Origin of the sequence: Dechloromonas sp. A34, from assembly GCF_026261605.1 — a bacterium.
In the GTDB taxonomy this organism is placed as follows: Bacteria; Pseudomonadota; Gammaproteobacteria; order Burkholderiales; family Rhodocyclaceae; genus Azonexus.
Genome location: NZ_CP102486.1, coordinates 3,174,915 through 3,196,596 on the forward strand (window position 1 = coordinate 3,174,915; position 21,682 = coordinate 3,196,596).

18 protein-coding genes are annotated in these 21,682 nt (G+C 61.1%); 5 read left to right on the forward strand and 13 right to left on the reverse strand.

Features of this window, described 5'->3' with window-relative positions:
- Window positions 1-61 precede the first annotated feature (61 nt).
- The 13 genes from NQE15_RS15910 to NQE15_RS15970 all read right to left on the reverse strand — a co-directional run bounded on the left by NQE15_RS15910 (window position 62) and on the right by NQE15_RS15970 (window position 14,427).
- On the reverse strand, window positions 62-1,156 hold the full coding sequence (locus tag NQE15_RS15910; protein ID WP_265942635.1) for a hypothetical protein: 1,095 nt from the start codon (window positions 1,154-1,156) through the stop codon (window positions 62-64).
- Window positions 1,066-1,647 (reverse strand): LysM peptidoglycan-binding domain-containing protein, encoded by a 582-nt coding sequence (locus NQE15_RS15915; protein ID WP_265942636.1) that lies wholly within the window; start codon window positions 1,645-1,647, stop codon window positions 1,066-1,068. The genes NQE15_RS15910 and NQE15_RS15915 overlap by 91 nt, the downstream gene beginning before the upstream one ends.
- The gene (locus tag NQE15_RS15920; RefSeq protein ID WP_265942637.1) at window positions 1,644-4,589 is read right to left on the reverse strand and encodes a type VI secretion system Vgr family protein; all 2,946 of its coding nucleotides are present in this window, start codon (window positions 4,587-4,589) and stop codon (window positions 1,644-1,646) included. The genes NQE15_RS15915 and NQE15_RS15920 overlap by 4 nt, the downstream gene beginning before the upstream one ends.
- A gap of 4 nt (window positions 4,590-4,593) precedes the next feature.
- Window positions 4,594-5,067: a hypothetical protein gene (locus NQE15_RS15925; protein ID WP_265942638.1), complete on the reverse strand. Its 474-nt coding sequence runs from the start codon at window positions 5,065-5,067 to the stop codon at window positions 4,594-4,596.
- Between the two features lie 29 nt (window positions 5,068-5,096).
- Entirely contained in the window at window positions 5,097-7,268 is a 2,172-nt protein-coding gene (gene tssH / locus NQE15_RS15930; RefSeq protein WP_323054995.1) for a type VI secretion system ATPase TssH, read from the reverse strand.
- A complete protein-coding gene (locus NQE15_RS15935; RefSeq protein ID WP_265942639.1) occupies window positions 7,205-7,801 on the reverse strand; it encodes a Clp protease N-terminal domain-containing protein in 597 nt (198 codons plus the stop codon). The genes tssH and NQE15_RS15935 overlap by 64 nt, the downstream gene beginning before the upstream one ends.
- A 13-nt stretch (window positions 7,802-7,814) precedes the next feature.
- A complete protein-coding gene (gene tssG / locus NQE15_RS15940) occupies window positions 7,815-8,879 on the reverse strand; it encodes a type VI secretion system baseplate subunit TssG (RefSeq protein WP_265942640.1) in 1,065 nt (354 codons plus the stop codon).
- A complete protein-coding gene (tssF, locus tag NQE15_RS15945; RefSeq protein WP_265942641.1) occupies window positions 8,843-10,675 on the reverse strand; it encodes a type VI secretion system baseplate subunit TssF in 1,833 nt (610 codons plus the stop codon). The genes tssG and tssF overlap by 37 nt, the downstream gene beginning before the upstream one ends.
- The gene (gene tssE / locus NQE15_RS15950) at window positions 10,676-11,155 is read right to left on the reverse strand and encodes a type VI secretion system baseplate subunit TssE (protein ID WP_265942642.1); all 480 of its coding nucleotides are present in this window, start codon (window positions 11,153-11,155) and stop codon (window positions 10,676-10,678) included. It lies immediately after the preceding gene.
- A gap of 48 nt (window positions 11,156-11,203) precedes the next feature.
- Window positions 11,204-11,740 (reverse strand): Hcp family type VI secretion system effector, encoded by a 537-nt coding sequence (locus NQE15_RS15955; protein ID WP_265942643.1) that lies wholly within the window; start codon window positions 11,738-11,740, stop codon window positions 11,204-11,206.
- A 31-nt stretch (window positions 11,741-11,771) separates the two neighbouring features.
- Window positions 11,772-13,256: a type VI secretion system contractile sheath large subunit gene (gene tssC, locus NQE15_RS15960; protein WP_265942644.1), complete on the reverse strand. Its 1,485-nt coding sequence runs from the start codon at window positions 13,254-13,256 to the stop codon at window positions 11,772-11,774.
- Window positions 13,253-13,765 (reverse strand): type VI secretion system contractile sheath small subunit, encoded by a 513-nt coding sequence (tssB, locus tag NQE15_RS15965; RefSeq protein WP_265942645.1) that lies wholly within the window; start codon window positions 13,763-13,765, stop codon window positions 13,253-13,255. The genes tssC and tssB overlap by 4 nt, the downstream gene beginning before the upstream one ends.
- Window positions 13,766-13,857: 92 nt before the next feature.
- A complete protein-coding gene (locus NQE15_RS15970; protein WP_265942646.1) occupies window positions 13,858-14,427 on the reverse strand; it encodes a tetratricopeptide repeat protein in 570 nt (189 codons plus the stop codon).
- A gap of 253 nt (window positions 14,428-14,680) precedes the next feature.
- On the opposite strand from NQE15_RS15970, the gene tssJ reads away from it, so the two are divergent.
- From tssJ to NQE15_RS15995, 5 genes are read left to right on the forward strand one after another with little or no spacing between them, the layout of a single operon-like run.
- A complete protein-coding gene (tssJ, locus tag NQE15_RS15975) occupies window positions 14,681-15,313 on the forward strand; it encodes a type VI secretion system lipoprotein TssJ (RefSeq protein WP_265942647.1) in 633 nt (210 codons plus the stop codon).
- Between the two features lie 13 nt (window positions 15,314-15,326).
- Complete coding sequence (gene tssK / locus NQE15_RS15980; RefSeq protein ID WP_265942648.1) at window positions 15,327-16,670, forward strand: type VI secretion system baseplate subunit TssK; 1,344 nt, start codon at window positions 15,327-15,329, stop codon at window positions 16,668-16,670.
- Entirely contained in the window at window positions 16,667-17,440 is a 774-nt protein-coding gene (gene icmH / locus NQE15_RS15985; protein WP_265942649.1) for a type IVB secretion system protein IcmH/DotU, read from the forward strand. Before tssK ends, icmH begins: the two co-directional genes overlap by 4 nt.
- A gap of 8 nt (window positions 17,441-17,448) precedes the next feature.
- The gene (locus NQE15_RS15990; RefSeq protein WP_265942650.1) at window positions 17,449-20,217 is read left to right on the forward strand and encodes a type VI secretion system Vgr family protein; all 2,769 of its coding nucleotides are present in this window, start codon (window positions 17,449-17,451) and stop codon (window positions 20,215-20,217) included.
- A gap of 4 nt (window positions 20,218-20,221) precedes the next feature.
- A complete protein-coding gene (locus NQE15_RS15995) occupies window positions 20,222-21,682 on the forward strand; it encodes a hypothetical protein (RefSeq protein ID WP_265942651.1) in 1,461 nt (486 codons plus the stop codon).

The window sequence follows — 21,682 nt, forward strand, 5'->3', positions numbered from 1 at the left end:
CCTAGAGGTGGTTGCCGGAAAACGGCATCGACGCAACTGCAGCGCTAACAGTACAAATGAGCTACTTGTCGTGCGCTTTATCGTAAGTGTTGGGGTCATATAAATCCTCAGTCAGGAAATCGAATTCGTCCTTGAGCAAGACATTCACCCGGCGCTTCTCGTCTGCCGGAAACTCTATCGCACCAACATGGCAAAGCTCTTTATTCACCTTGCCATTTTTTTCTACGCTGGGCGCATTGGCGATTGCCTTGAGGGCTTCAAGCTCTTGCTCTGGTTTTTCAAAGCGGCTGGTAAGACCGAGCTTCTCTTTGCCAACGCGACTTAACAAGGTGACCAACGGTCGGGTCGGCGAAGGGCCTCCGCGCACGGCTCCAGCCAGCACCATGGCCAAGCCCGTGGCGCTGCGGATGTTCCACAACTGGCAATGCGACAGCACGGGATTGAAGTAATCCTCCACGGCCATTTCCAGTTGAGTATCCTGAAATACTGGCAGTTCTCCCGCTGCCTTGAAGGCCGATGCCCAGCCAGGGTAATTAATCTTCCCATCTTTAGGCTTTTCTGCGTAGTCCTCCCACAGATCGATAGGCGGATACCCTTCCACGTAGGGAATTTTCTGGACGCGCGCGCCGCGTATCTCCTCGTCCGCCTTCAAGGGGTTGTCCGGCTTTTCGTCCTTGTCGGTATCGGTATTGGCACGCTCTTTCAGTTTTTCCTTGTCCGTCTTCTTGAGCTTGTTCCAATACTGCTGGCCGCTTTTGCCATAGCGATTGTATTGTTCGCCTTCGAGGCCATCATTGGTGAGCTGGATTAGAGCGACCACGTTGGGAAAGTAGGCTTTGAACTCCCGATCCGTCACTTTGCTTTGCATCCGCGTCAGCAGCTTGCCTATCCCGCCGCCATCCTGGGTGTATTGGATGTAGCCGTAGGAAAGGCCGATATGCACGATGCGCGAGTAGGAAGTTTCAATGCCTCTCTTTTTGAACTTCCGGCCGACGAATTCCTGATCGCGGTTTCCCGCCCCAAATACGTCGCTGTTAATTTCGCAAAGCCCAACGGCAGCGACGATCATCTTGCGCTCGTTGCGGGAAAGCAGCACGCCGCTGGTCTGGACGACATGGGGCGTAGAGTACAAACGGTCACGCAGCTTTTGCAGCACTTCGTCGCGATGCTTGCGCGCTGAGTTCCGCTGGCTTGCCGTTTGCGCGCTCCCTTCAGCTTTTTTGGGGAAGGCTTGGTTCCGTCGGGAAGCTTTTCTGTCTTCTTTTCTTCTGTGTGATGGGCCGCTTCAATCGATTCTATTTCGCGCAGCCAGCCCTTCAGCGTGTCTCCCAAACTGTGCCATAGGACGACGCCATGCACATACGCGTCACCGGCTTCGCCCTGGACTTCTTTCCAGAATTCGCCGAATTTTGAGGTAATACCGGACGTATCGCCCTGCTTTACTTTGTCCGGAGCTTTTCCCTGATCTACCGGGCGCTTGCCGCCGTTGGGGTCACGGATGTCCGGGATGCGGAGGCTGGAACCAACAACCAGCTTCTTCGGGTTAACGTCCTTGTTTTCCGATTGGACACCTTCTACAGAGCAGCGAAAATGGCGTGCGATGCTACTGAAAGTATCGCCAGCGCGAACGGTGTAAATGGTGCTCACGCGTACTCTCCGTTCTGTTTCAATATCTCGATGCGGGTTACTTCGCTCGCATCCGCCTCGATGACCTGGGTCAGACCGTCAATGTCCGAGTAGCCTTCGACAAACGTACCGCTCTTCAACCATATCCGATAAGGGCGATGCGGCAGTACATAGCCTTCATCATCGGAGAGAAGGTATTGCCGTTCAAAGCCCTTCGTCGGCGTTGCCGTTGGCATGGAAAGGTTGCTTTGCGGGAAGCTAAGCGCCTTCACGCTCACACTCTTCGGCCCCGTCCAATTCTTCTGACTGGCCTTGAACTCGACCCTCCCCGGCGCATGGACACTGATGTTGCCGCCCTCGAGCTTCAAATAGGCCCCTTTGGCTGTGGCCAGCAGGTGTTTCTTGGCACTGGCGCTCAGGCTGGCGTCGGTGCTGGCGAGGGTCACTTTCTTGTCGGCCGCCGCCGTGGTCTTGCCGCTCTGGCTTTGCAGACTGACCTTGCCGCTGGCGGCGTGGAGATGGATGCCGGTTTCGCTGTTGGGTTTGCTCTGGTTGCTGGCTTTTCCCACCGTAAAAATGGTCAGGCCGTCTTTTACCGCCAGGCTGTGATTGCCCTGGGCGATCAGGTTGGTGTCCTGGCCGCTGGCGATGCTGAGGTTTTTGCCGGCAACCAGAATGTGGCTCTTTGGGGTGAGTTGGGCGATGCCGCCGGGTGCGGCGAACTGCAGGCGCGGTTCGTTCCAGGCGGGAACGCTGCCGGTACCGCCCTGGGTGGTTTTGATTTCGCCTTCGCTGCGGCTGATGGCGCCACGGCTGGCCGTGGTGTTCATGACCTCAATGGCGTGTTTGTAGGCTTCGGCGACCGGGAGCTGGTTGGCGGCCGGATCGCCTTTGAGGGCGGCGTTCTGTTTACCGGCGACCTCGGCCAGGCTCTGCGTCAGGCTGTGCGCAGCTTCGCTCTGGGCGATCGGTTCGCGGCTGTCGAGCTGGTGACTGCTGGCGCCCGACCTGGCGTCGGCGCTGATCAGCAGGCCACTGCCGGCGCGGAGCGCGGTGGCGGCCCGGGTGGTGAGTTCGGCGCCATGGCCGCGGTCCTTTTGGCGGGCATTGTCGCTTTGCTGTTTGAGGTGGCCGAGTTGGAGTTGGCTGTGGTGTTCGGTGGTGGCGAGTTCGATGCGCGATTCGCCGGGGGTATCGTCGAAGACGAGCTGGTTGTAGCCGCCCTGCCCGCTGCGGCTGCTGTCGAGTTGCTGGGTCTTGATGCCGGCGAGGCTGGCGCCGTGGGCGTGGTCGCCCGCCTCGCCGGCAAAGAAGGCGGGGGCGTTGGGGCTGGCCTGCTGCGTACCGCTGCCGATCTGGTTGCCCTGGGCATCGGCCTGGCCCTGGCCGTTGTAGGCGGTGCCGATGATGACCGGGCGGTCGATATTGCCGTTCTGAAAAGCGACGATGACTTCCTGGCCGGGGCGCGGGGTAAGGTGGCCGCCCCAGTTGGCGCCGGCGACCGGGGTCATGACGCGCAACCAGACGCCGAGGCGGTCGTTGGCCGGGGCGTTGTCATTGCCGGCGGGATGCGGGCCGCGGCTGGCCGACTGGCTACCGCGTTGCCAGGGGAACTGGACGCGGACGCGCAGGTCGCGATCGGTATGGGTCGGGGTGCCGGCGCCGAGAACGATGGCGGTCAGGGTGCCGCGTGCGCTAGGCCGCGGGTGAAGGCGCCGGCCGTGGGCGTCCGCCATCAGCGGCCGCCAGGGCATGCTAGCCGGGATGGCCTGAATCTGGTTGCGATAGAGCTCGACCGCCGGGCTTTCGGCGCTGTTGGAAACACCGGCCGTCAGATTGCCCCCCAAGGGGACTTCTGTCAGGGCGTTACGGGCCTGGTGGGTGACGGCGGCGATCAGGAAGCGGCGCTGCTCGGCGGCCTGGCGGTCGTGTTGCGGGTGCTCGGCCAAGCTGAACGTGGTGCCGGGCGCGCCGGTACGGACGGTGCCTTCGCCCCGGTATTGCGTGCGGCGGGCGTCGATAGCCTGGCGCTGGTTGGTGAGCATGCGTTCGCCGTGGGCGCTGTTCTGCCAGGCGTATTGCCCGGGGTCGTACCAGGCGACGGTGCGCAGGCCGGCGTCACTTTCGCTGCTGCCGGCGCTTTGCGGCCGGGTGGAACGGCTGCGGTAGTCCCAGCTGGTGGCGTTGAGTTCGCCGGTGTCGATGCGCCGTTGGCCAAGCCAGCGGTCGAGGCTGTCTTCGCTGAGCGTGGCGCCGGCCTGGGTATAGCGGATGCAGGCCTGTTGGTTGTCGGCAAAGGCGCCGTTGTGGTCGGCGATGACGAGGCAGTGGCTGCCCAGGGTTTCGCCTTCGGCGGTCTGGTGTTCGAACCAGCAGAAGAGGCCTTCTTCGGCGAGCAGGCGTTTGAGGAAATCGAGATCGCTTTCCTGGTATTGCACGGTCATGCCGCGCTTGGGGTATGCGGTGCTGTCGGCCAGATTCCAGCGCCAGGCCGGGGCCAGATGGGCATGACCTTTCCAGTCGGACAGCAACTCGTCGACGATTTCGATGACGCTCTTGTCCTGGAAGAGGTAGTGGTCGCGGTTGTGGCCGAGGAAGGCGAGCCAGGGTTCGATGATCAGCCGGTAACGGGCGAAGCCGCCATCGGCACCGAGGCGGGTGGCTTCTGTGATATGGCCGTGGAAGGGGCGTAGCGCTGTGCGGGAAAAACTGGTTTGCAGGTCGAGACGCGCCGCTTGGCCGAGCAAGGCGGTTAGGGATTGATGCGCATTGGCGGCAAGGACCGTCAGTTCGATGCGAAATCCGGCATGTTCGGTGACCGGGCCGAGCGCTTCGTCGATGCGGGCGGTTTCGGCCAGCAAAACATCCGGCCCGGCTGGCGTGGTCAGGGTCAGCAGGCGGGCGTTCTGGTTCCAGCCAGCACCGCCGGCAAGCAGTTCAATGATCTTATCCGTGGCCGCCATGACTTTAGTAGACCTCCCAGAAGTGAACTTCCAGCGGATGCTTTCCCTGGGCGGCAATGCAGGCGGCGGCAGCGTTGCGCCCGTCGAGCAGGGCAATCGAACCGCCGGCCGGCCCGCTTCCCTGAATGAAGGCAACGATGCCACGCCGGCCGAAGAGCTGTTCGGCTACTCCGCCCAAGCCAGCGTCGACGGACAGGATTTCGGGGGCCTTATGGTGCGCACCGAGCCAATCGGCCAAACGGTTGGCGCCGTTTTGCACCTTGCGCCCGGCGAGCGGCCCGGCTTCGATCCTGAGCGGCCCGCTCAACGGCACACCGGCCGAAAGCAGCCCCAGGCTGGTCAACACGGCGCCGTTGCGGGCATAGGCCGGCGTGCCACCGTACGCGGACCAGCCCAGCGCTTCCAGCAAGGCGGCCGGCGCGAGGGCGGCGTAGCGTCGATAGGCGGCAGCGAGCGTGACGTAGTTCAGGTTGAGCATGCTTGACCCTCCGGAAAGATTGCTGCCAATTACTTGATGGCGTACTTGAAGTCGCCGTTCTTGCCGGCGCCAACCTTGATGCGTTCGACCGCCGCGCCTTCGGCCATGCGGCCCAGCACGACTTCGGCGATCTCCGGCAGCAGCGTGCCGCCGAGGATATGATCGACATTGCGCGCCCCGGAATCGACCTCGGTACAGCGGCCGAGCACGGCGTCGACCAGTTTGTCGTCCCAGACGAACTCCGCCTTGTGGTTGGCGGCGACGCGATCGCGGATGCGCCCGAGCTTGAGCTGGATGATGCTGAGCAGCACCTCGTCCGAAATCGGGTAATAGGGCACGACTTTCATGCGCCCCAGGAAGGCCGGCTTGAAGGACTTGAACAGCACCGGGCGCAGCGCATCGGCCAGGGCATCGGCGGCGGGCAGTTCGGCCGCCGCCTTGTTCAGGCAGGACTGCATGATCTGGGTCGAGCCGACATTGCTGGTCAGGATGATCAGGGTGTTGCGGAAATCGATCTCGCGGCCTTCGGCGTCGTCGAGCACGCCCTTGTCGAAGACCTGGAAGAAGAGTTCGAGCACATCCGGATGGGCCTTTTCGACCTCGTCGAGCAGCACGACACTGTAGGGATTGCGCCGCACGGCTTCAGTCAGCACCCCGCCCTCGCCGTAGCCGACGTAGCCCGGCGGCGAACCCTTGAGGCCGGAAACGGTGTGCGCTTCCTGATATTCGCTCATGTTGATGGTGACCAGCTTGCGTTCGCCGCCATAGAGGATGTCGGCCAGGGCCAGCGCCGTTTCGGTCTTGCCGACGCCGGAGGGACCGACGAACAGGAAGACCCCCTTCGGCTTGTTGGGGTCTTCGAGATTGGCGCGGGCAGTACGCACGCGCTGGGCGATCGCTTCGAGTGCATGATCCTGGCCGATCACCCGTTCCTGGAGCAGCGGCTTCAGGTTGAGGACGGTCTTGATCTCGTCCTTGACCATCTTGCCGAGCGGAATGCCGGTCCACGCGGCGACGATTTCGGCGACGACATGGCCATCCACCTGCAACGGCACCATCGGATTTTCGCCCTGCAGTTCGCGCAGTTGAGCCAGTGCCTTGTCCAGCTCGCTGTCCCCGTTGCCGGCGACGGCCAACTTCCGGCGCCCTTTCGGCTTGGCTGCGGGGGCCGCATCCTCGACCGCACCCTCATTGTTTTCCAACTGGTCGCGCAGTTCGAGAATACGGGCGACCAGTGTCTTTTCTTCAGCAAAGCGCGCCCGATAAATGGCGAGATCGGATTCGACGGCGGCGATCTGCGCCTTGAGTTCGCCGATCCGCGTGTCGTGCCAGGCGCCGCTGGCGGCTTCGCGCTCCAGTGCGGCAAGTTCGGCCCGTTCGCGAACAAGGCGCTTGGCGGCCTCGTCGATCAATGCCGGGGTCGCGCTTTGCCCGAGCGCCACCTTGGCGCAGGCCGTGTCGAGCACACCGATCGCCTTGTCCGGCAGTTGCCGACCGCTGATGTAGCGGTGCGAGAGACGAACCGCTTCGGTCACCGCTTCATCCATGACGCGGATGCCGAAGTGCTTTTCCATCAAGGGCACCATGCCGCGCAGCATGGCGGCGGCCAGCGGTTCGCTGGGTTCCTCGACTTTCACGACCTGGAAGCGGCGGGCCAGCGCGGCATCCTTCTCGAAGTACTTCTTGTATTCGGCCCAGGTGGTGGCGGCGACCGTGCGCAGCTCGCCGCGGGCGAGCGCCGGTTTCAGCAGGTTGGCGGCATCGTTCTGGCCGGACTGCCCGCCGGCGCCGATCATGGTGTGGGCCTCGTCGATGAAAAGGATGATCGGCTTCGGACTTTTCTTGACCTCGTCGATGACGTTCTTCAGGCGGTTCTCGAACTCGCCCTTGACGCTGGCCCCGGCTTGCAACAGGCCCATGTCGAGGGTGTGCAGATCGACGCCGAGCAGCGGCGGCGGCACGTCATCGGCCGCGATGCGCAGGGCCAATCCCTCAACCACGGCCGTCTTGCCGACACCAGCCTCGCCGGTCAGGATCGGGTTGTTCTGGCGGCGCCGCATCAGGATGTCGATGACCTGGCGGATTTCGCCGTCGCGGCCGATCACCGGGTCCACCTTGCCGTCGCGGGCGCGCTGCGTCAGGTTGGTGGTGAACTGGTCGAGCGCCGGCGTCTTGCCAGCTTGCGGCGTTGCCGCCTGCAGCGGGTCGCCCCCTCTTCCGTGCTGCCGGCCGGGTTGCCCAGACCGGCGATTTCGGCGGCTTCGGCCGAGCCTTCAGTGATCTTGTCGAAATTGTGTTTGAGTTCGTCGAGCTTGACCTTGGCGAGCAGCTTGGAGCCACGGAAAGCTAGTTGCGACAGTTCCGGCTCGGTGAGCAGAGCGAGCAGCAGGTGGCCGGAACGGATGCGCGGCAGTCGGGCGTCGAGCGAGGCGATCAGCCAGGCCTGCTCGAACAGTTTGGGAATATGCGTCGAGAAGACGGGGGTCCGGGAATTGCCATTCTTGAAGCGGTCGATTTCCTGGTTCAACTCCCGCTCGACCCCGGTCGGGCTGACACTGCTGTGGCGCAGGATGCTCATCAGGTCGCAGCCGGGCTGCTCCATCAGCGCCAGCAACAGGTGTTCGAGATCGACTTCATAATTGCCGCGCCCCATGCACAGGCTGGCGGCGCGCTCGGCGGCCTGGCGACAGGTGCTGTTCAGTTTGCTGATCAGAGTCTTGAGAGAAGTGCTCATTGGCTTTTGTTCTTTATTGAATGGAATGGGTGAGATAACGGGTATCGCTGCGATCACGGGTTTCCGGCCGGGTCAGCACGAAGCTGTCGTAGCCGAGACGACCGCCCAGCCCTTGGCCAAGCCTCAAGGGCTTGACGTCGGCGGCGCGCAGGATGGGCCGGATTTCGTATTCGAACTGGCCGCCCGTGGCCAGCGTCAGGATTTTCTCTAGGGCGGCCGCCACTTCGCCTTTGGGCAGAAAGGCCAAATAGCGCTCGTGGGCTAGCGGGCCGATGTGGATACGGATGCGCAGATTGCGTTGCCAGATGCGCTCGCCAGCCAAAAGGTTGCTGCCCAGCACGGCGTTCTTGCCACCCAGCGTCGACCGTTGGTCGACCGGCACCACATACCAGCGGCCGACAAATTGCTCGACCACCACTTGCTCACGGAAGTAGCCGCCCAGCGCGCGCTCCAGGGTTTCGGCGGAGACCGGCCGCTGACGCAAGAGTCCGGCAAAGAAGGCAATCGATTCGTCGTCGATTGCCCCCGGCGCCTCGCCCATCCGTTCGCGCAACGCATCGAAGCCGAGTCCGGCCAACGCCAGGATGAGCGGCAGAAAACGGTTGCGACGGTCGGTCTCATACTGGATGGGGAGCTTGTACTTCTTCCAGGCCCGGTAGAAATGACCCACCGCCCGATTGGTGAACAAGTCCAGAAAAGCCCGGCCCGAGGCATCGCGCTTGAAGCGCTCGAGGTGGATGACCTGCTCGGTGTAGTGGATTGGCAGCGTGCCGTTGACGCCGAGCATGCCCATGAAGCTCGGGGTGATCTCGACCTGCTCGAGTTCGCCCGTCTCCAGCCCCTCGGCATCGCGCCGATAGCCGGCCACCATGGCATCGACCTGGCTGGGGGCAAAACCGAGGCGCAGCGAATTGCGAAAACGGATGCGCTCGCTGACCGCATTGCCCCCGCCAGTGCCCGCCGTTTTGCGAAACACCATCTCGTAAAGGCGGACGAGCTGGAAAAACTCATAGCGTTCCGGTTCCTGCAGGGTGTGTTCGACTACACCAGGATCGACTCGCCGTTGCGGGGTGCGCATCGGATCAGTTCCTCTCCGGTTCGTTTTGAAACCACCACCAGCTGGATGAAGCTGTTCAGGCTGACATAGAGGCCGAGAAAGCGGTCGATGCAGCGGGCGAATATATCGAGACCGCTGCCGACAAAGCTCGACTCATCGATCGTCAGGCAGACTTCCTGCCCGCGCACGAAGCAGGCAAAGGGCTTGCCGGGCATCCAGACCGTCTTGTCCTGCTGGTCGATACCGAGCACGCCCTCGATCTGCCGCCGGCTGGCCGCCGTCTGCGGCAGGTCGTAGAGGGCCAGCATTTCCCGGAAAGCGCCCAGCCCGTTGCCGGTCAGCGACAGCTGGTTCAGCGAGAGGTGCGAAATGATCCGCCACTGGCCGTCCCGCCGATGATCGAAGCGGCAGGGCGAGGTCGGTTTGCGCAGCAGCTTGATGGCACGCACGCTGGAACCGCCTTCGAGAAACAGGTCGCCGGATGGCAGGCCGACCGACATCAAGGTCGGCAGTTCGCGATTGGTACAGGTCAATTGCAGGCTGAGCACGTCAGTCTTCGGCTGCACCGGATCGAAATCGGCATCGACGATGGAGAGCGAGGTTTCGTAGCCCGGGCTGCTTTCCGCTACCATCTCGTCGCGCTGGGCATACCAGTAATAGCCGTTGCGGTCCGGCGTCTCGCCGTGACGCAGCGAGAAAAATGGACGAAATTCGGTAATCGCCTCGCCCTGCGGCGTCTGGCGTACCCGGCGGACCGCATCGATGGCATAGACCTCGTAGGCATAGGCGCGGCGGCCGTCGGCGACCACCGGATAGGACGACTGGCGGTTGCTGACGCGGATCGGGTCGCCGCGCTGGGCGAACAGGTTGACCACCGGCACACAGCCGAAACGGAGGTTCTGCGCGGTCAGCGTCTGCATCAGGCGTGAGGCATCGCTGTCGGCACGCAGGTCGCCGAGGGTGATATGCAGCGTGATCTTTCCTTCGTCGAGCAGCGCGGACGGTAGCGCCGCGATGTCGAGATCGAAGAAATTGAATTTTTCCGGAAAACAAAAATATTCGGTCAGGTAGCGGTAGGCACCGTGCGCCGTGTCCGGCATCTCGATTAGCGCCTCATCGCTGGCAAAGCCGACTTCGCCAATCAGTCCCTCCCGTGCCGGGCGCCAGCGCTGGTCCGCACCCTCCGCATAGATTTTTTGCTGGCGCAGGAAGAGTGCATCGCGCAAGGCCGAGGCGACCGATGGCTCGGCATCGATATAGAAGCGTAGTTTGTCCAGCTTGCGCAAGCCGGTTTCGACCTTGCCGCCCCGCATGACGAGGGAAAAGGAAAGGATGGCGTTGCAGCCAACCGGCAGGCGCACCTCGCTGGGTGCCGTCGCCACCGGGTCGAAATCCAGTTCGCCGATGGCGACCGGCACCAGCTGGACCTCCCAAGCCGTACGGAATTTGCAGACAGCGCCCTTGACCGGTCGCGACTGAAGTTCGGTGCCGCGCCGGATGCTTGCCACCGCGGAGAGATCACCGCCGCCGTGGTCAAAATAGGCGATCGAGCAACTGGGAAAAGGCCGCAGGTAATGCGGGTAAAGAACGTTGAGCAGGGCTTCGGTGAACTGCGGGTAACTGTCTTCCAGCTTTTTCGAGACGCGCGCGGTGAGCAGCGCGAAGGACTGGATCATCCGTTCGACGTGCGGATCGTCGCAGCCTTCGCCCGAGAGCAGCAACTGGGCGGCCAGTTTTGGGTAGCGCTCGGCGAACTCGCGGGAATGCTGGCGCAGGAAGGCCAACTCCCGCTCGTAATAGGGCAGCAGGTCTTCCACTTAGCCCCCCGCGCGCGGCCGGTGCCGGCTCACCGAGTATTGCAGGCTGGTCGGCTGCAACAAGGCGTCGAAAGCCACCGGCTCCTGCGCCGGCCGGACGAAGAGCACGGCATTGATCGAAAAATACAGGGCATTCACCGTCTTGCGCTGTAGTTCCAGTTCGACGCGCACATCGCGCAGGCGCGGCTCGTGCGCGGCAATCGCCGTTGCGATGCCGGCGCAGATACGCCGGCGGTCGTTGACGCTGGACAGACTGAGCCCGGCGAAATCCGAGAGGCCAAAACCGGCGACCGAGCGGGCGGCGAGAGGAAACGTCTTGTCGCAATCCGCATCGAGCAGAACCCGGGTATTCAGCAAGGCTTCAAGGTCACGGGCGACCGAATCCTTCAGTTGTTCCAGCGACAGACGCCAACGTGCAGCCCTGACTGGCAGGTCGTCGAAGAGCTTGTCGAAGAGGGATGGCTCGAAGCCTTTGATCATAAAAAAGGCGGAAACGAGTTTCCGCCGTGTCTTTCGGAAGAATGGCGATCAGGTCAGGTTCGGTGTGTTGTTGGCGAGGTTCCAGGCGCCCTGGATATTCACTTTGCCGGACTTGGATCCGTCGATATTCAGTTCGTCGTAGGTCCACTTCACGGCGGAATACTTCAGGGAGAAGGCTTCCTTCGGGATACCTTCGTCATCGACCGACGGAGAAACCGAGGCGATGATGACGTTCTTCAGTTCGATCTTCAGGTACTGATGGCGATTCTGGGTGCCGGACGGATTGCCGGTGGTGTTCTTGCCGCCGAAAGCACGATAGAAATAGATGATCACGTCGTTGACCACCAGGCCGGAAGAGCAAGCCTGGTATAGCTTCGGGCTGGAACCGTCGATATCCTTGGTAAAGATCATTTCGCCATGTTCGACACGCTCGGCAGTATGACCGCCGGCTGCCGATGCCGTTGCCGACTTCGGCTGGCGCATGGTGTGGCTCCAGGTCGAGACTTCGACGGTGTCCTTATGCTTGGCATCGCGTGAATCTCCCTTGATATCGCTGCCCTTGAATTCAACGTAAATATCTTTCATTTCGTGCTTTCTCCTTGATGGTTAGGAAACATCAGCTCTTGCTGGATTGCGGCAACTCGGCGACCAGACGCAAGGACACCGAGAGTTCGTCAAGCTGGAAGTGCGGCCGGATGAACGACACAGCCCGATAAACACCGGGCCGACCGGGCACTTCGCTGACTTCGACTGACGCTTCCCGCAAGGGGAACTGCGCCTTGGTTTCCTGCGATGCCGAATCGTCCGCCGTCACGTATTGGTCGACCCAGCGCTGCAGGTAGTTTTGAACATTGGCCGCGGATGCAAAGCTGCCGATCTTGTCGCGCATCATGGCCTTCATGTAGTGCGCGATCCGGGAAACCGCGAACATGTATTGCAACTGCGCCGACAACGAAGCATTGGCGTTGGCCGAGTCGGTATCGTATTTCTTCGGTTTCTGAGCCGACTGGGCACCGAAGAAGGCGGCATAGTCGGTGTTCTTGCAATGCACCAGCGGAATGAAGCCGAGGTCGCTCAACTCCTTTTCCCGGCGGTCGGTGATCGAGATTTCCGTCGGACACTTGAGTGCCACCTCACCATCGTCGGTGCGGAAGGTGTGGGTCGGCAAATCCTCGACCAGGCCGCCGCCTTCCACGCCGCGGATCGCCGCGCACCAGCCGTAGTTTTCGAAAGCGGTGGTCAGTCGGGCGGCAAAGGCGAAGGCGGCACTGCACCAGAGATACTTGTCGTGATTCGTGCCATCGACTTCTTCAACGAAATTGAAACCCTCGGTGACTTCGCCGTCGATCGGGTTGTAGGGCAAGCGCCCCAGAAAACGCGGCAAGGCCAGGCCGACATAACGGGAATCCTCGGATTCGCGGAAAGACTTCCACTTGGCGTATTCGACGGTATCGAACACCTTGGCCAAATCCCTCGGCTTGCCGAGTTCGGTGTAGGAGTCCAAGCCGAACAGTTGGGGGGCAGCCGCCGCGATGAAGGGGGCATGGGAGGCCGCCGCGATATGGGACATCTGCTCGATGAAGTACATATCCTCGGGCTGGCGGGACAGTTCGAACTGTCCGATCAGCGTACCGAATGGCGCGCCACCGAAAGTACCGAACTCTTCTTCATAGACTTTCTTGAACAGTGCACTCTGATCGAAATCGATGGCGGTCTTGAAGTCCCGGACCAGCTCGCGCTTGCCGGCATTGAAGAGCTTGATTTTCAGTTGCTGGCTGGTTGAGGTTTGCTTGCACAGGTAGTGCAGACCGGTCCAGGCGCCTTCCAGCGCCTGAAATTCGGGCGCATGCATGACCTCGCTCAACTGTTCGGAAATTAGCCGATCCAGTTCCGCCACCCGGGCATCGAGCGAAGCCGCAAGGTTCTCGGAAACAATGACCTCTCCTTCCAGAACCTGACTGACCAGTTCGCTGATGATGTCGCGCGCCCGGCTCTTTTCCTGATCCGACTGCGCTACCCGGCTTTCTTCGATGATCTGGTCGAGAATGCTGCGCTCATTTGCTTCGGCAAAGCCGCCAACGACTGCTTCCTGAAGGTTCATTGTTTATCTCCTTCGTGCTTTTCACCGCCCAGGTTGTGCAACTGCTCGGTGTTGTTCAGCACGTCATTCAGCAAGTCTTCCAGCTTCTCGTTGCCGGCCAGCTTGTTGCGCAGATCGGCCAGTTTGGCGCGTGCTTCCTGAAGCTTTCGCAAGGGTTCAACCTGCTGGACGACGGATTCCGGTCGAAAGTCCTCGAACTTCTTGAACTCGATATCGATCCCCATTTCCCCACCTTCCGCGGAGAGGCGGTTCTTCACGCGGTAGACGGTGCGTGGCGCCATGCCTTCCATGACGTCGTCGAAGTTATCCATATCGACGTTGACGAACTTGCGATCGCGAACCTTGCCCTGCGGCTCCCTGGATTGCGCTGCAAAATCACCCAACACGCCAACCACAAACGGCAACTCTTTGACTTCGATGGCATCACCGATCTCGACGTCATAAGTCAACTGGACGCGCGGCGGACGAACCTTTTGCAACCGCTTTTGCACACTTTCCTTTTTCGCCACAAAACTCTCCCGAACAATTATCAAATTCAATCACACGGCATAGCGCGATCAATAACCAAGCACGAACCGAAGCCCAATATCGATCTAGCCAATTACCTCAACATGCTGAACGGATTGCTGCCCGACGACGCCGCTGAGGGAGCGCTCGCCTGGCCTGCTTCATCGCCCCTTTTCGACTCGGCTCTAGCCCTGGCGCGGGCTGCTGCCGCAGCAGCCTCCCGCTTGGCGAGAGCTGCTTCCTTTTTCTTTCTCGCTTCGAGTTCGGCGGGCGGAACCAGAACATCTTCTCCCAGCGTCTCGCGCATGACTTTGGCCAAGCCGGCGGCATCGGAACGGGCATTGCCTTTCAATTCGACATCGTTTCGCAGCTCGCTCAGCGATTGCGACGCAACCCGCAATCCAGCGACGGCGCGAATGCTTTTCGCCTCCCGGTCGGTGTTGTCGCGCTGCAAGGCTTCCTCGGCCGAAACGATCGCCTGGGAATAGTTTTCGGCATCAAAATGAACTTTCGCCATGCGCACCCAAGGTTCTTTGCGATCCGGATTCCGCTTTGCCAAATCGCCAAGAATTCGCACGGCTTCTTCCTGATTACCCTTGTCGAGCAAGGAATCGATCTTCAAGCTGGATTTCCCCATTGCGTCCAGGAACTCGCTTTGGGTCATCGCCACCTTCTCGGTCGCGCAACCTGACAACGCTGCGACAAGCACCGCGACAAGCAGCCAAGAACTCCGTCTAGCGACAAACATAAGCACTCCTTGGGTATTCCATATAGATTGGCGATAGATAAATTAATGCCATATGGTTTGCTTCAATGAAGGCGGCATAGTACATTACGACCCCGGCCATAGCAATACAATTGCATATATCTGAATTGCATTTTTTTACAACACATCATTCGGGCACCACCCACTGTTCATGAGCATTCCAAGGAAGCCTCGTTTCAATTGCTTGTTCGTTGCAATCCTTGGCCTGCTGGCCGCACTGGTTTCGGGATGCAGTACCACATCCGGAGTTCAACTCGCCGGGGCGGCGATTGGCATGGTTCTGGAGGCCACCGGCGTCATCAAGAAAGACTCTGGCGATCCGAGCAAGAAGCTGACGGATCTGTCGCTCCGGGTCTTCGCCGGCGAAGAACTCAACACGACCAGCAATGGAAAATCGCTGTCATTGGTGATGAAGATTTACATCCTGCGCTCCCCGGAGCGACTGAAGATGCTGACCTACCCCGAGATATCCACTACCGAGAGTGAAAGGGAGGCGCTCGGCGATTCCCTGATTTCGGTTCGCGAAATCACCGTCATCCCCGGCAAGTCCTACGACCTCCAGTTGAAGATTCCCGGAGAGGCCACCACCATCGGCATCGTCGGCATGTTCCGGGCGCCGTTCTCCTATCGCTGGAAGCTGGCGTTCGATGCCAAGAACTCCTTCGATACCGGCATCATCGTCGGCGCCCACGCCTGCGCCCTGACCGCCAGCAAGGGCAGCCTGGCGAGCGATATCAGCCCTGACTCGGTCCACTCCTTGATCGGGGTCCAATGCAACCAGTAGCCATACCGACACCATGAACAACGCAAAGATTCTCTGGGGCGAAGGGCTTTTCCTTCGTCCCCAACACTTTCAGCAACAGGATGCTCATGCCGAGGCGATGAATCGACGCACCTTACTCGCGGCAAATCCATTTGCCTGGGGGGTGCGCGACCTCGACCTCGATATCGACTCCCTGAAAAGCGGCGTTTTGCGCTTTAACCGGATCGATGCCATTTTTTCCAACGGCGATTTCTTCACCGCGCCGGATGTCGATCAATTGCCGCCGCCGCTGGCTCTCGACACGGCAGTGGCTGAAGAAGGGGCGACCGAGTTTTTTCTCGCGTTGCACCACGTCAGCCCGCACGGCGGCAACAGCACCGAAAACACTGCCGGCTCCGGACAGGCCCGCTATCTCATCGTGCCTCATGAAACCCACGATCTGTATACCGATGCGGCCGAGGCCGACATTGCCACACTGAGCAAGATCGCCCACCTGAAGTCGGCCAATGAACCCCGGGACCAGTTTTTGACGCTTCCGCTCGTCCGCATCCGGCGGACTGCCAGCAACGGTTTCGAAGTCGATTCCGCTTTCCTTCCGCCGTCGCTCAGTTTGCGCAGCGCGCCCGGACTCTACATGCTGTTGCGCCGGCAGATCGATGCTCTGCTCGCCAAGGTGGATGCCCTGTATGGGTTTCACCGCGAGCCCTCGAAGAACATCATCGAGTTCCGTTCCGGGGATATCGCCTCGTTCTGGCTGCTGCATACCGCGAGCAGCGCCTGCGCCACGCTGACCCATCTGTTCCGCAATCCGGACACTTCGCCCGAACGGCTATTTCAGGAGTTGTTGCGCCTGGCCGGCGGCCTGATGACCTTCTCCAAGGCCTGTTCGCTCAATGACCTGCCGGCCTACGATCACGACCAACCCGGCCCCTGCTTCGCGCGCCTGGACCTGATTTTGCGGGAACTGCTCGATACCGTGATCTCGACCCGCTATTTCGCCATTGCGCTGACCCAGCCCAAGCCGGCTTTCCATGCCGGCCGGCTGGATTCCGAAAAGATCAATGCCGAGACCGCCTTTTACCTGTCGATCACGGCAACCCACCCGCAATCCGAAATCATTGAGTCGATTCCATTACGCATCAAGATCGGGGCTCCGGACGACGTCGAAAAACTCGTTCTTTCGGCCATGTCCGGTGTCCGCCTGACCCATGCCGCCCAGGTTCCAGCGGCGATTCCGGTTCGCCCCGGCGCCTGCTACTTCGCGCTGGATGCCCACGGCCCGCTCTACGAGCGGATGCTCAAAGCACAGTCCGTCATGATCTATGCCCCGGAAAGCTACCGGGATCTCAAAATTGAAATGATCGCCGTTACGCCATGACCAACGCACCCAGCCTGTTTTCCATTGCTCCCGGTACTCAGCCGGACGAATCAGCCGCCGAACGCCCGGCCAAGAACCTCGTCGATCTGCTGTATGACGGCTTCTATATGCTGATCCTGTTGCACAACAGGAGCGCCCCCAAGGACCCCGAAGAATTCTCCGGCAATATCCAGAAATTTCTCGACCAGTTCGAACGAACTGCCAAGAAAAACCATTTCAGTGCGGAAGACATCTTTGACGCCAAATACGCCTTCTGTGCCACCGTCGACGAAGCCGTCCTGACTTCAAAAATGAATATCCGCGACGTCTGGGAACGTCGGCCGCTGCAACTTCTGCTGTTCGGCGATCAACTGGCCGGCGAACATTTTTTTGACAAGCTTGAAGTCGCACGCAATGGGGGCGCCCCCCGGATCCAGGCCCTGGAAGTCTTCCACATGTGCCTGCTGACCGGCTTCAAGGGACGCTACTTGCTGGAAGGTCCGGAAAAGTTGAAGTACCTGACCTCCCAACTGGGCGAGCAGATCGCCCACATCAAGGGCAAGGCCGCGGCCTTCGCCCCGCACTGGGCTGCGCCGGACAGCGTATCCAATGCGCTCAAGCGCGATATTCCGTTCTGGGTCATCGCCTCCGTGCTCGCCCTGTTCGGGCTGACGGCGTATATCGGCCTTGACTGGCATGCCGCACGCAGCGTCCAGCAAACCCTGTCGCCCTTTAAAAACATCATCCAGTTGGCGCCGCGCGCCCCGACACTGACCATCACCCTGCCCTGACCCAAGTCATGATTAACGCCCTCCTCGACGGTCTCCTCTCCCAGCACGCCCGGCTGCTTGAACTGAAGATCGCCTTGCCCGATGCCGCCCTGATCGTCGAACGTTTTTCCGGACGGGAGGCAGTCTCGGAGTCTTTCCGTTTCGAGATCGACTGCGTCTCCACCAACGCCCATCTCGATCTCAATGCGCTGATCGGCGAGGAAGTCACCCTGCGCCTCCTGCAGGCGGACGGTAGCCGGCGTTCATGGCATGGCTACGTCACCCAGGCCATGCAACTCGGGGCCGATGGCGGACTTGCCCGCTATCGACTGGTCATGGAGCCCTGGCTCGCCTTTCTCGGCCACCGCCGGGACAATTACCTCTTTCAGGAGCAAACCGTGGTCGACGTTCTCGGCGGGGTCTTCGCCGACTACCCCCAGGCCAACTGGTCGAACCTGATCACCCAGAAGTTGCGGCAGTACAGCCTGCTGATCCAATACAACGAAACCGACCTCGACTTCACCCGCCGCCTGCTTGCCGAAGAAGGGCTTTCCTTCCGCTTCGAACACGACCAAGCCGCAACCGCCGGCGACGATGCCCGTCATGCCCGACATCGTCTGGTGCTGGTCGACAGTACGAGCGAACTGCCGGCTTGCGCCCAGCCTGAAATCCGCTTTCACCGCAGCCACGCCACCGAAGGCAGCGACACCCTGCAAAGCTGGCGGGAAGTCCGCACCGTGCTGCCCAATACCGTGTCGCTGGCCGGCTGGGACTACAAAGCCCTGATCGCCACCGGCGCGGAAGCAAATACCAGCCTCGACAATGGCGAACTCCCCCGCCTCGAAATTCACGATGCTTCCCGCCCCTATCGCTTCGAGGACAGCGCTGCCGCCCAATTTCGCACCGATCTCGCCCTTGCCGCCTACGAAGCGCGCTACCGGCGCTTTGCCGGCGACGGCAGCGTCCGCCAACTTGCCGAGGGCACTGTTTTCACGCTCAGCCAGCACGACGCTTACCGCGGCGACGACGCCCGCTTCACTGTCCTCGCCGTCGACCATCACGGCGCCAACAACCTCGGGGCACAGGCCGCCGAGTTGCTGGGCAGCACCGATGTCGAAAGGGGCACTTACCGCAATCACCTGCTCGCCCAACCCGCCCGCCAGCCGGTTGTCCCGCTGCCCATCGCCAAACCGCTGGCCCGCCCGCAAACCGCGCTCGTCGTGGGGCTGCCCGATAACGTGCTGACCACCGAACGCGATCACCGGGTCAAGATCCAGTTTCATTGGCAACGCGGCGCCTCGCCCAATCCGGGCGGGCTCGATGCGGCGGAACAATCCGGCCACGCCCCGGGCAACGATCAGTCCGGAACCTGGGTCCGCGTCGCCGAGTGGTTGTCCGGGCCGAACTGGGGCAGTCATTTTTTGCCGCGCATCGGCAACGAAGTCCTCATCGACTTTCTGGACGGCGACATCGATCGCCCGCTGCTCATCGGTCAGGCCTATAACGGGGCAGACCAGCCGCCCTTCGCCGCCGGCCACGAGGGATCCGCCAATCACCCCGGCGTGCTGTCGGGCTGGATGAGCCACAATTTCAAGGAAGGCTACAACCAGTGGGTGGTCGACGATGCGCCCGCTCAGGTCCGCACCCGTCTGGCGACCAGCGAGAACGCCGCGCAGCTCGGCCTCGGCCACCTGATCCACCAAACGCCGGGCAGCGCCACCCGGGGCGCCTGGCGCGGTTCGGGTTTCGAGTTGCGCACCGATGGCTGGCTGGCCGTGCGGGCCGGGGAAGGCCTGCTGCTCTCGGCGACTGCCCGGACCAACGGGCAGAGTACCCAGATGGATGCCGGCGAAGCGGTCGCCCAACTCAAGGCGGCGGCGGAAACAGCGAAAGCGCTGTCCGATGCGGCAAGTGCCCAGACGGCCCTGCCCCTGAAGGCGAATGCCGAACAGACGGCCTTCATCAAGGGCGTCGATCCGCAGCAGGATGGCAAATTCTCCGGCGACGTCGGCGGCCAGCCGGCACGCAAGGCGAATCCCGGCAGCCGCGAGCCGGGCGATCCGACCGAACGCTTTGCCGATTCGATCATCCTCGCCGAGGCGCCGAGCGACATCGGACTGGCCAGCCCGGCCAGTACCCTGCTCTTCGCCGGCGAACATCTGCACGCCACTGTGCAGCACGATTTTCACATCGCCAGCGCCCATACCATCTCGGCCACCGTCGGTGAAGGCGCCAGCTGGTTCAGCCACTCAGGCGGCATCAAGAGCATCGCCGCCGCCGGCAGCCAGTCGATTCAGGCCCATACCGACGAAATGGAAATCCTGGCCGATCAGGCCCTGACCGTCACCAGCAGCAGCGACGAGATCCACATCCTGGCCAAGCAGAAAATCGTGCTCAAGGCCGGGCAATCTTCGGTGACGCTGGAAGGCAGCAACATCACCTTCGCCTGTCCGGGGACGTTCTCGGTCAAGGGGAGCGGGAATGCGTTTGTCGGGCCAGGTTCAAGTCCAGCGGAGATGGAAGCTTTACCTGATGGAACGGTCGATAAGGCGCCCAACTGGATCGAGGTAATGCACACCGATGTTGATGGCGAAGCCTTCTCCGGGCAAGGTTACAAGATTCACTTCGAGGGCGGCCAAATCGTCAGCGGAAAACTGGATGGCAATGGCTTTGCCCGCCATGAGAATGTTCCAGCCGCCGCCAAGTATGTCGAATACGAGCCGCGCGAACCCGGGAAAGACGCTCCTTGGGAGACGTTGGAACAATTGATCAACGCGGCGCAGCAAAAGCTCGGATAATTCCATGTGGGAAGAACTCGAAAATGGTCTGGCCTGGTTCAAGGCCGCACCGGAGCGCTGGATGTCCAGCGCCAAGCAGGATTTTACGGCCGCTGCCGAATGGATATGGATCGTCATCCAGGGCGATTTCTCGGATGATCAGACGACCGCCCAGGCTGTGACGGGAACGGTCATTTCCATGATTCCGCTGGTCGACCAAATCTGCGATGTGCGGGATGTCGTCGCCAATTGCAGGAAGATTAATCAGGACAGCAGCAATCGCTGGGCTTGGGTGGCCTTGGCGTTAACGTTGATCGGTCTCTTTCCAACCTTGGGCAGTCTCGTCAAGGGTTGCTTCAAGGTGATGTTCGCCTATGGAAGAAAAGCCATGTTCCAGGCCGGTAAAACAGCGTTGGACGCGGACATGTGGAAAGCCAGCAAACCGTTTGTGGAAAAAGGCATCGGCAAGCTGAACGACTTCCTGGCCCACCCAGAGGTGCGCAAGACACTCAAGGCCCTGAAGATTGACAACCCCTACAAATACCTGGCAGACCAATTGCGCAAGCTCACCCGGGGACTATCCCTGGGCAAGCTGACCGCCGCCTTCGACACCGCCATCGGCGCCCTGAACAAGTTGCTTGACCTCGTCAAGAAATGGGGAACGACGCCCATGCAAACCCAGGCCGGCCAATTGCTACAAATGGTCAAGAAAGTTCGCGAGCAAGCCAACAAGGCGCTGGCCGATGCCCTGGCGCCCATTCAGAATTACCTCAATCGACTGGCCCAGCGGCTCGATGTCGAACACCGTGTGAATCACAGTGCTAGTACCAACGTGCCAAATCCGCATGGGACGACGCGGATGCAATTGGATGAGGAGATTGCTGAGCTGCGGAAGGCGAAGCCGGAATGGGTGAAAGTCGGGAAGGCGGGGATATATGATGCGGAACGTAAAGCCCCTCCAGTGCCTCCGACTCATTTCGATATTGGCGAAGATGCTCCTAAACCGCTAACCGAGGTTTACAACACCTTCCACGGCACCATCACCCCCGACATTTTACCGCCCGGCACGGTGCTCTATCGGGTACTCGACGCAAAATCCAACGACAATGCCATTTACTGGATGAGCCAGGCGGAGTTTGATGCCCTGCACGCCAAACCGGAGTGGCGCGACCACTTCGCTGTCTGGAAGCATTGGAACAGCAATGGCGAATACCTCACCTATACCGTGCCGCCCGGCAAGGGTATGCCGGTCTGGCGAGGCAAGGCTGCATCACAGCGTCTTGAAGACAAGGGAATTCCTGTTCCTGCCGACAAAAGCGGCAACTACTTCTGGCTTGAAGGCGGCCACGAGCAGATCGCCGTCAATCCAAAACTGCTCAATCCCGAACATGCCAGCAAACGCGAATTCACCGGCTGGGGCTACGACGACGGAGATATTGAGGTTAACCTCGTCGGAGTGCCCATCCTGGAACGGAACTGGAGATAA

Bases quoted from the DNA above. Each gene is read 5' to 3' on its own strand.
- NQE15_RS15920 (WP_265942637.1), bottom strand. From the start codon at position 4,589: ATGGCGGCCACGGATAAGATCATTGAACTGCTTGCCGGCGGTGCTGGC.
- NQE15_RS15925 (WP_265942638.1), bottom strand. From the start codon at position 5,067: ATGCTCAACCTGAACTACGTCACGCTCGCTGCCGCCTATCGACGCTAC.
- NQE15_RS15935 (WP_265942639.1), bottom strand. From the start codon at position 7,801: ATGAGCACTTCTCTCAAGACTCTGATCAGCAAACTGAACAGCACCTGT.
- tssG (WP_265942640.1), bottom strand. From the start codon at position 8,879: ATGCGCACCCCGCAACGGCGAGTCGATCCTGGTGTAGTCGAACACACC.
- tssE (WP_265942642.1), bottom strand. From the start codon at position 11,155: ATGATCAAAGGCTTCGAGCCATCCCTCTTCGACAAGCTCTTCGACGAC.
- NQE15_RS15955 (WP_265942643.1), bottom strand. From the start codon at position 11,740: ATGAAAGATATTTACGTTGAATTCAAGGGCAGCGATATCAAGGGAGAT.
- tssC (WP_265942644.1), bottom strand. From the start codon at position 13,256: ATGAACCTTCAGGAAGCAGTCGTTGGCGGCTTTGCCGAAGCAAATGAG.
- NQE15_RS15970 (WP_265942646.1), bottom strand. From the start codon at position 14,427: ATGACCCAAAGCGAGTTCCTGGACGCAATGGGGAAATCCAGCTTGAAG.
- tssJ (WP_265942647.1), top strand. From the start codon at position 14,681: ATGAGCATTCCAAGGAAGCCTCGTTTCAATTGCTTGTTCGTTGCAATC.
- tssK (WP_265942648.1), top strand. From the start codon at position 15,327: ATGAACAACGCAAAGATTCTCTGGGGCGAAGGGCTTTTCCTTCGTCCC.
- icmH (WP_265942649.1), top strand. From the start codon at position 16,667: ATGACCAACGCACCCAGCCTGTTTTCCATTGCTCCCGGTACTCAGCCG.
- NQE15_RS15990 (WP_265942650.1), top strand. From the start codon at position 17,449: ATGATTAACGCCCTCCTCGACGGTCTCCTCTCCCAGCACGCCCGGCTG.
- NQE15_RS15995 (WP_265942651.1), top strand. From the start codon at position 20,222: ATGTGGGAAGAACTCGAAAATGGTCTGGCCTGGTTCAAGGCCGCACCG.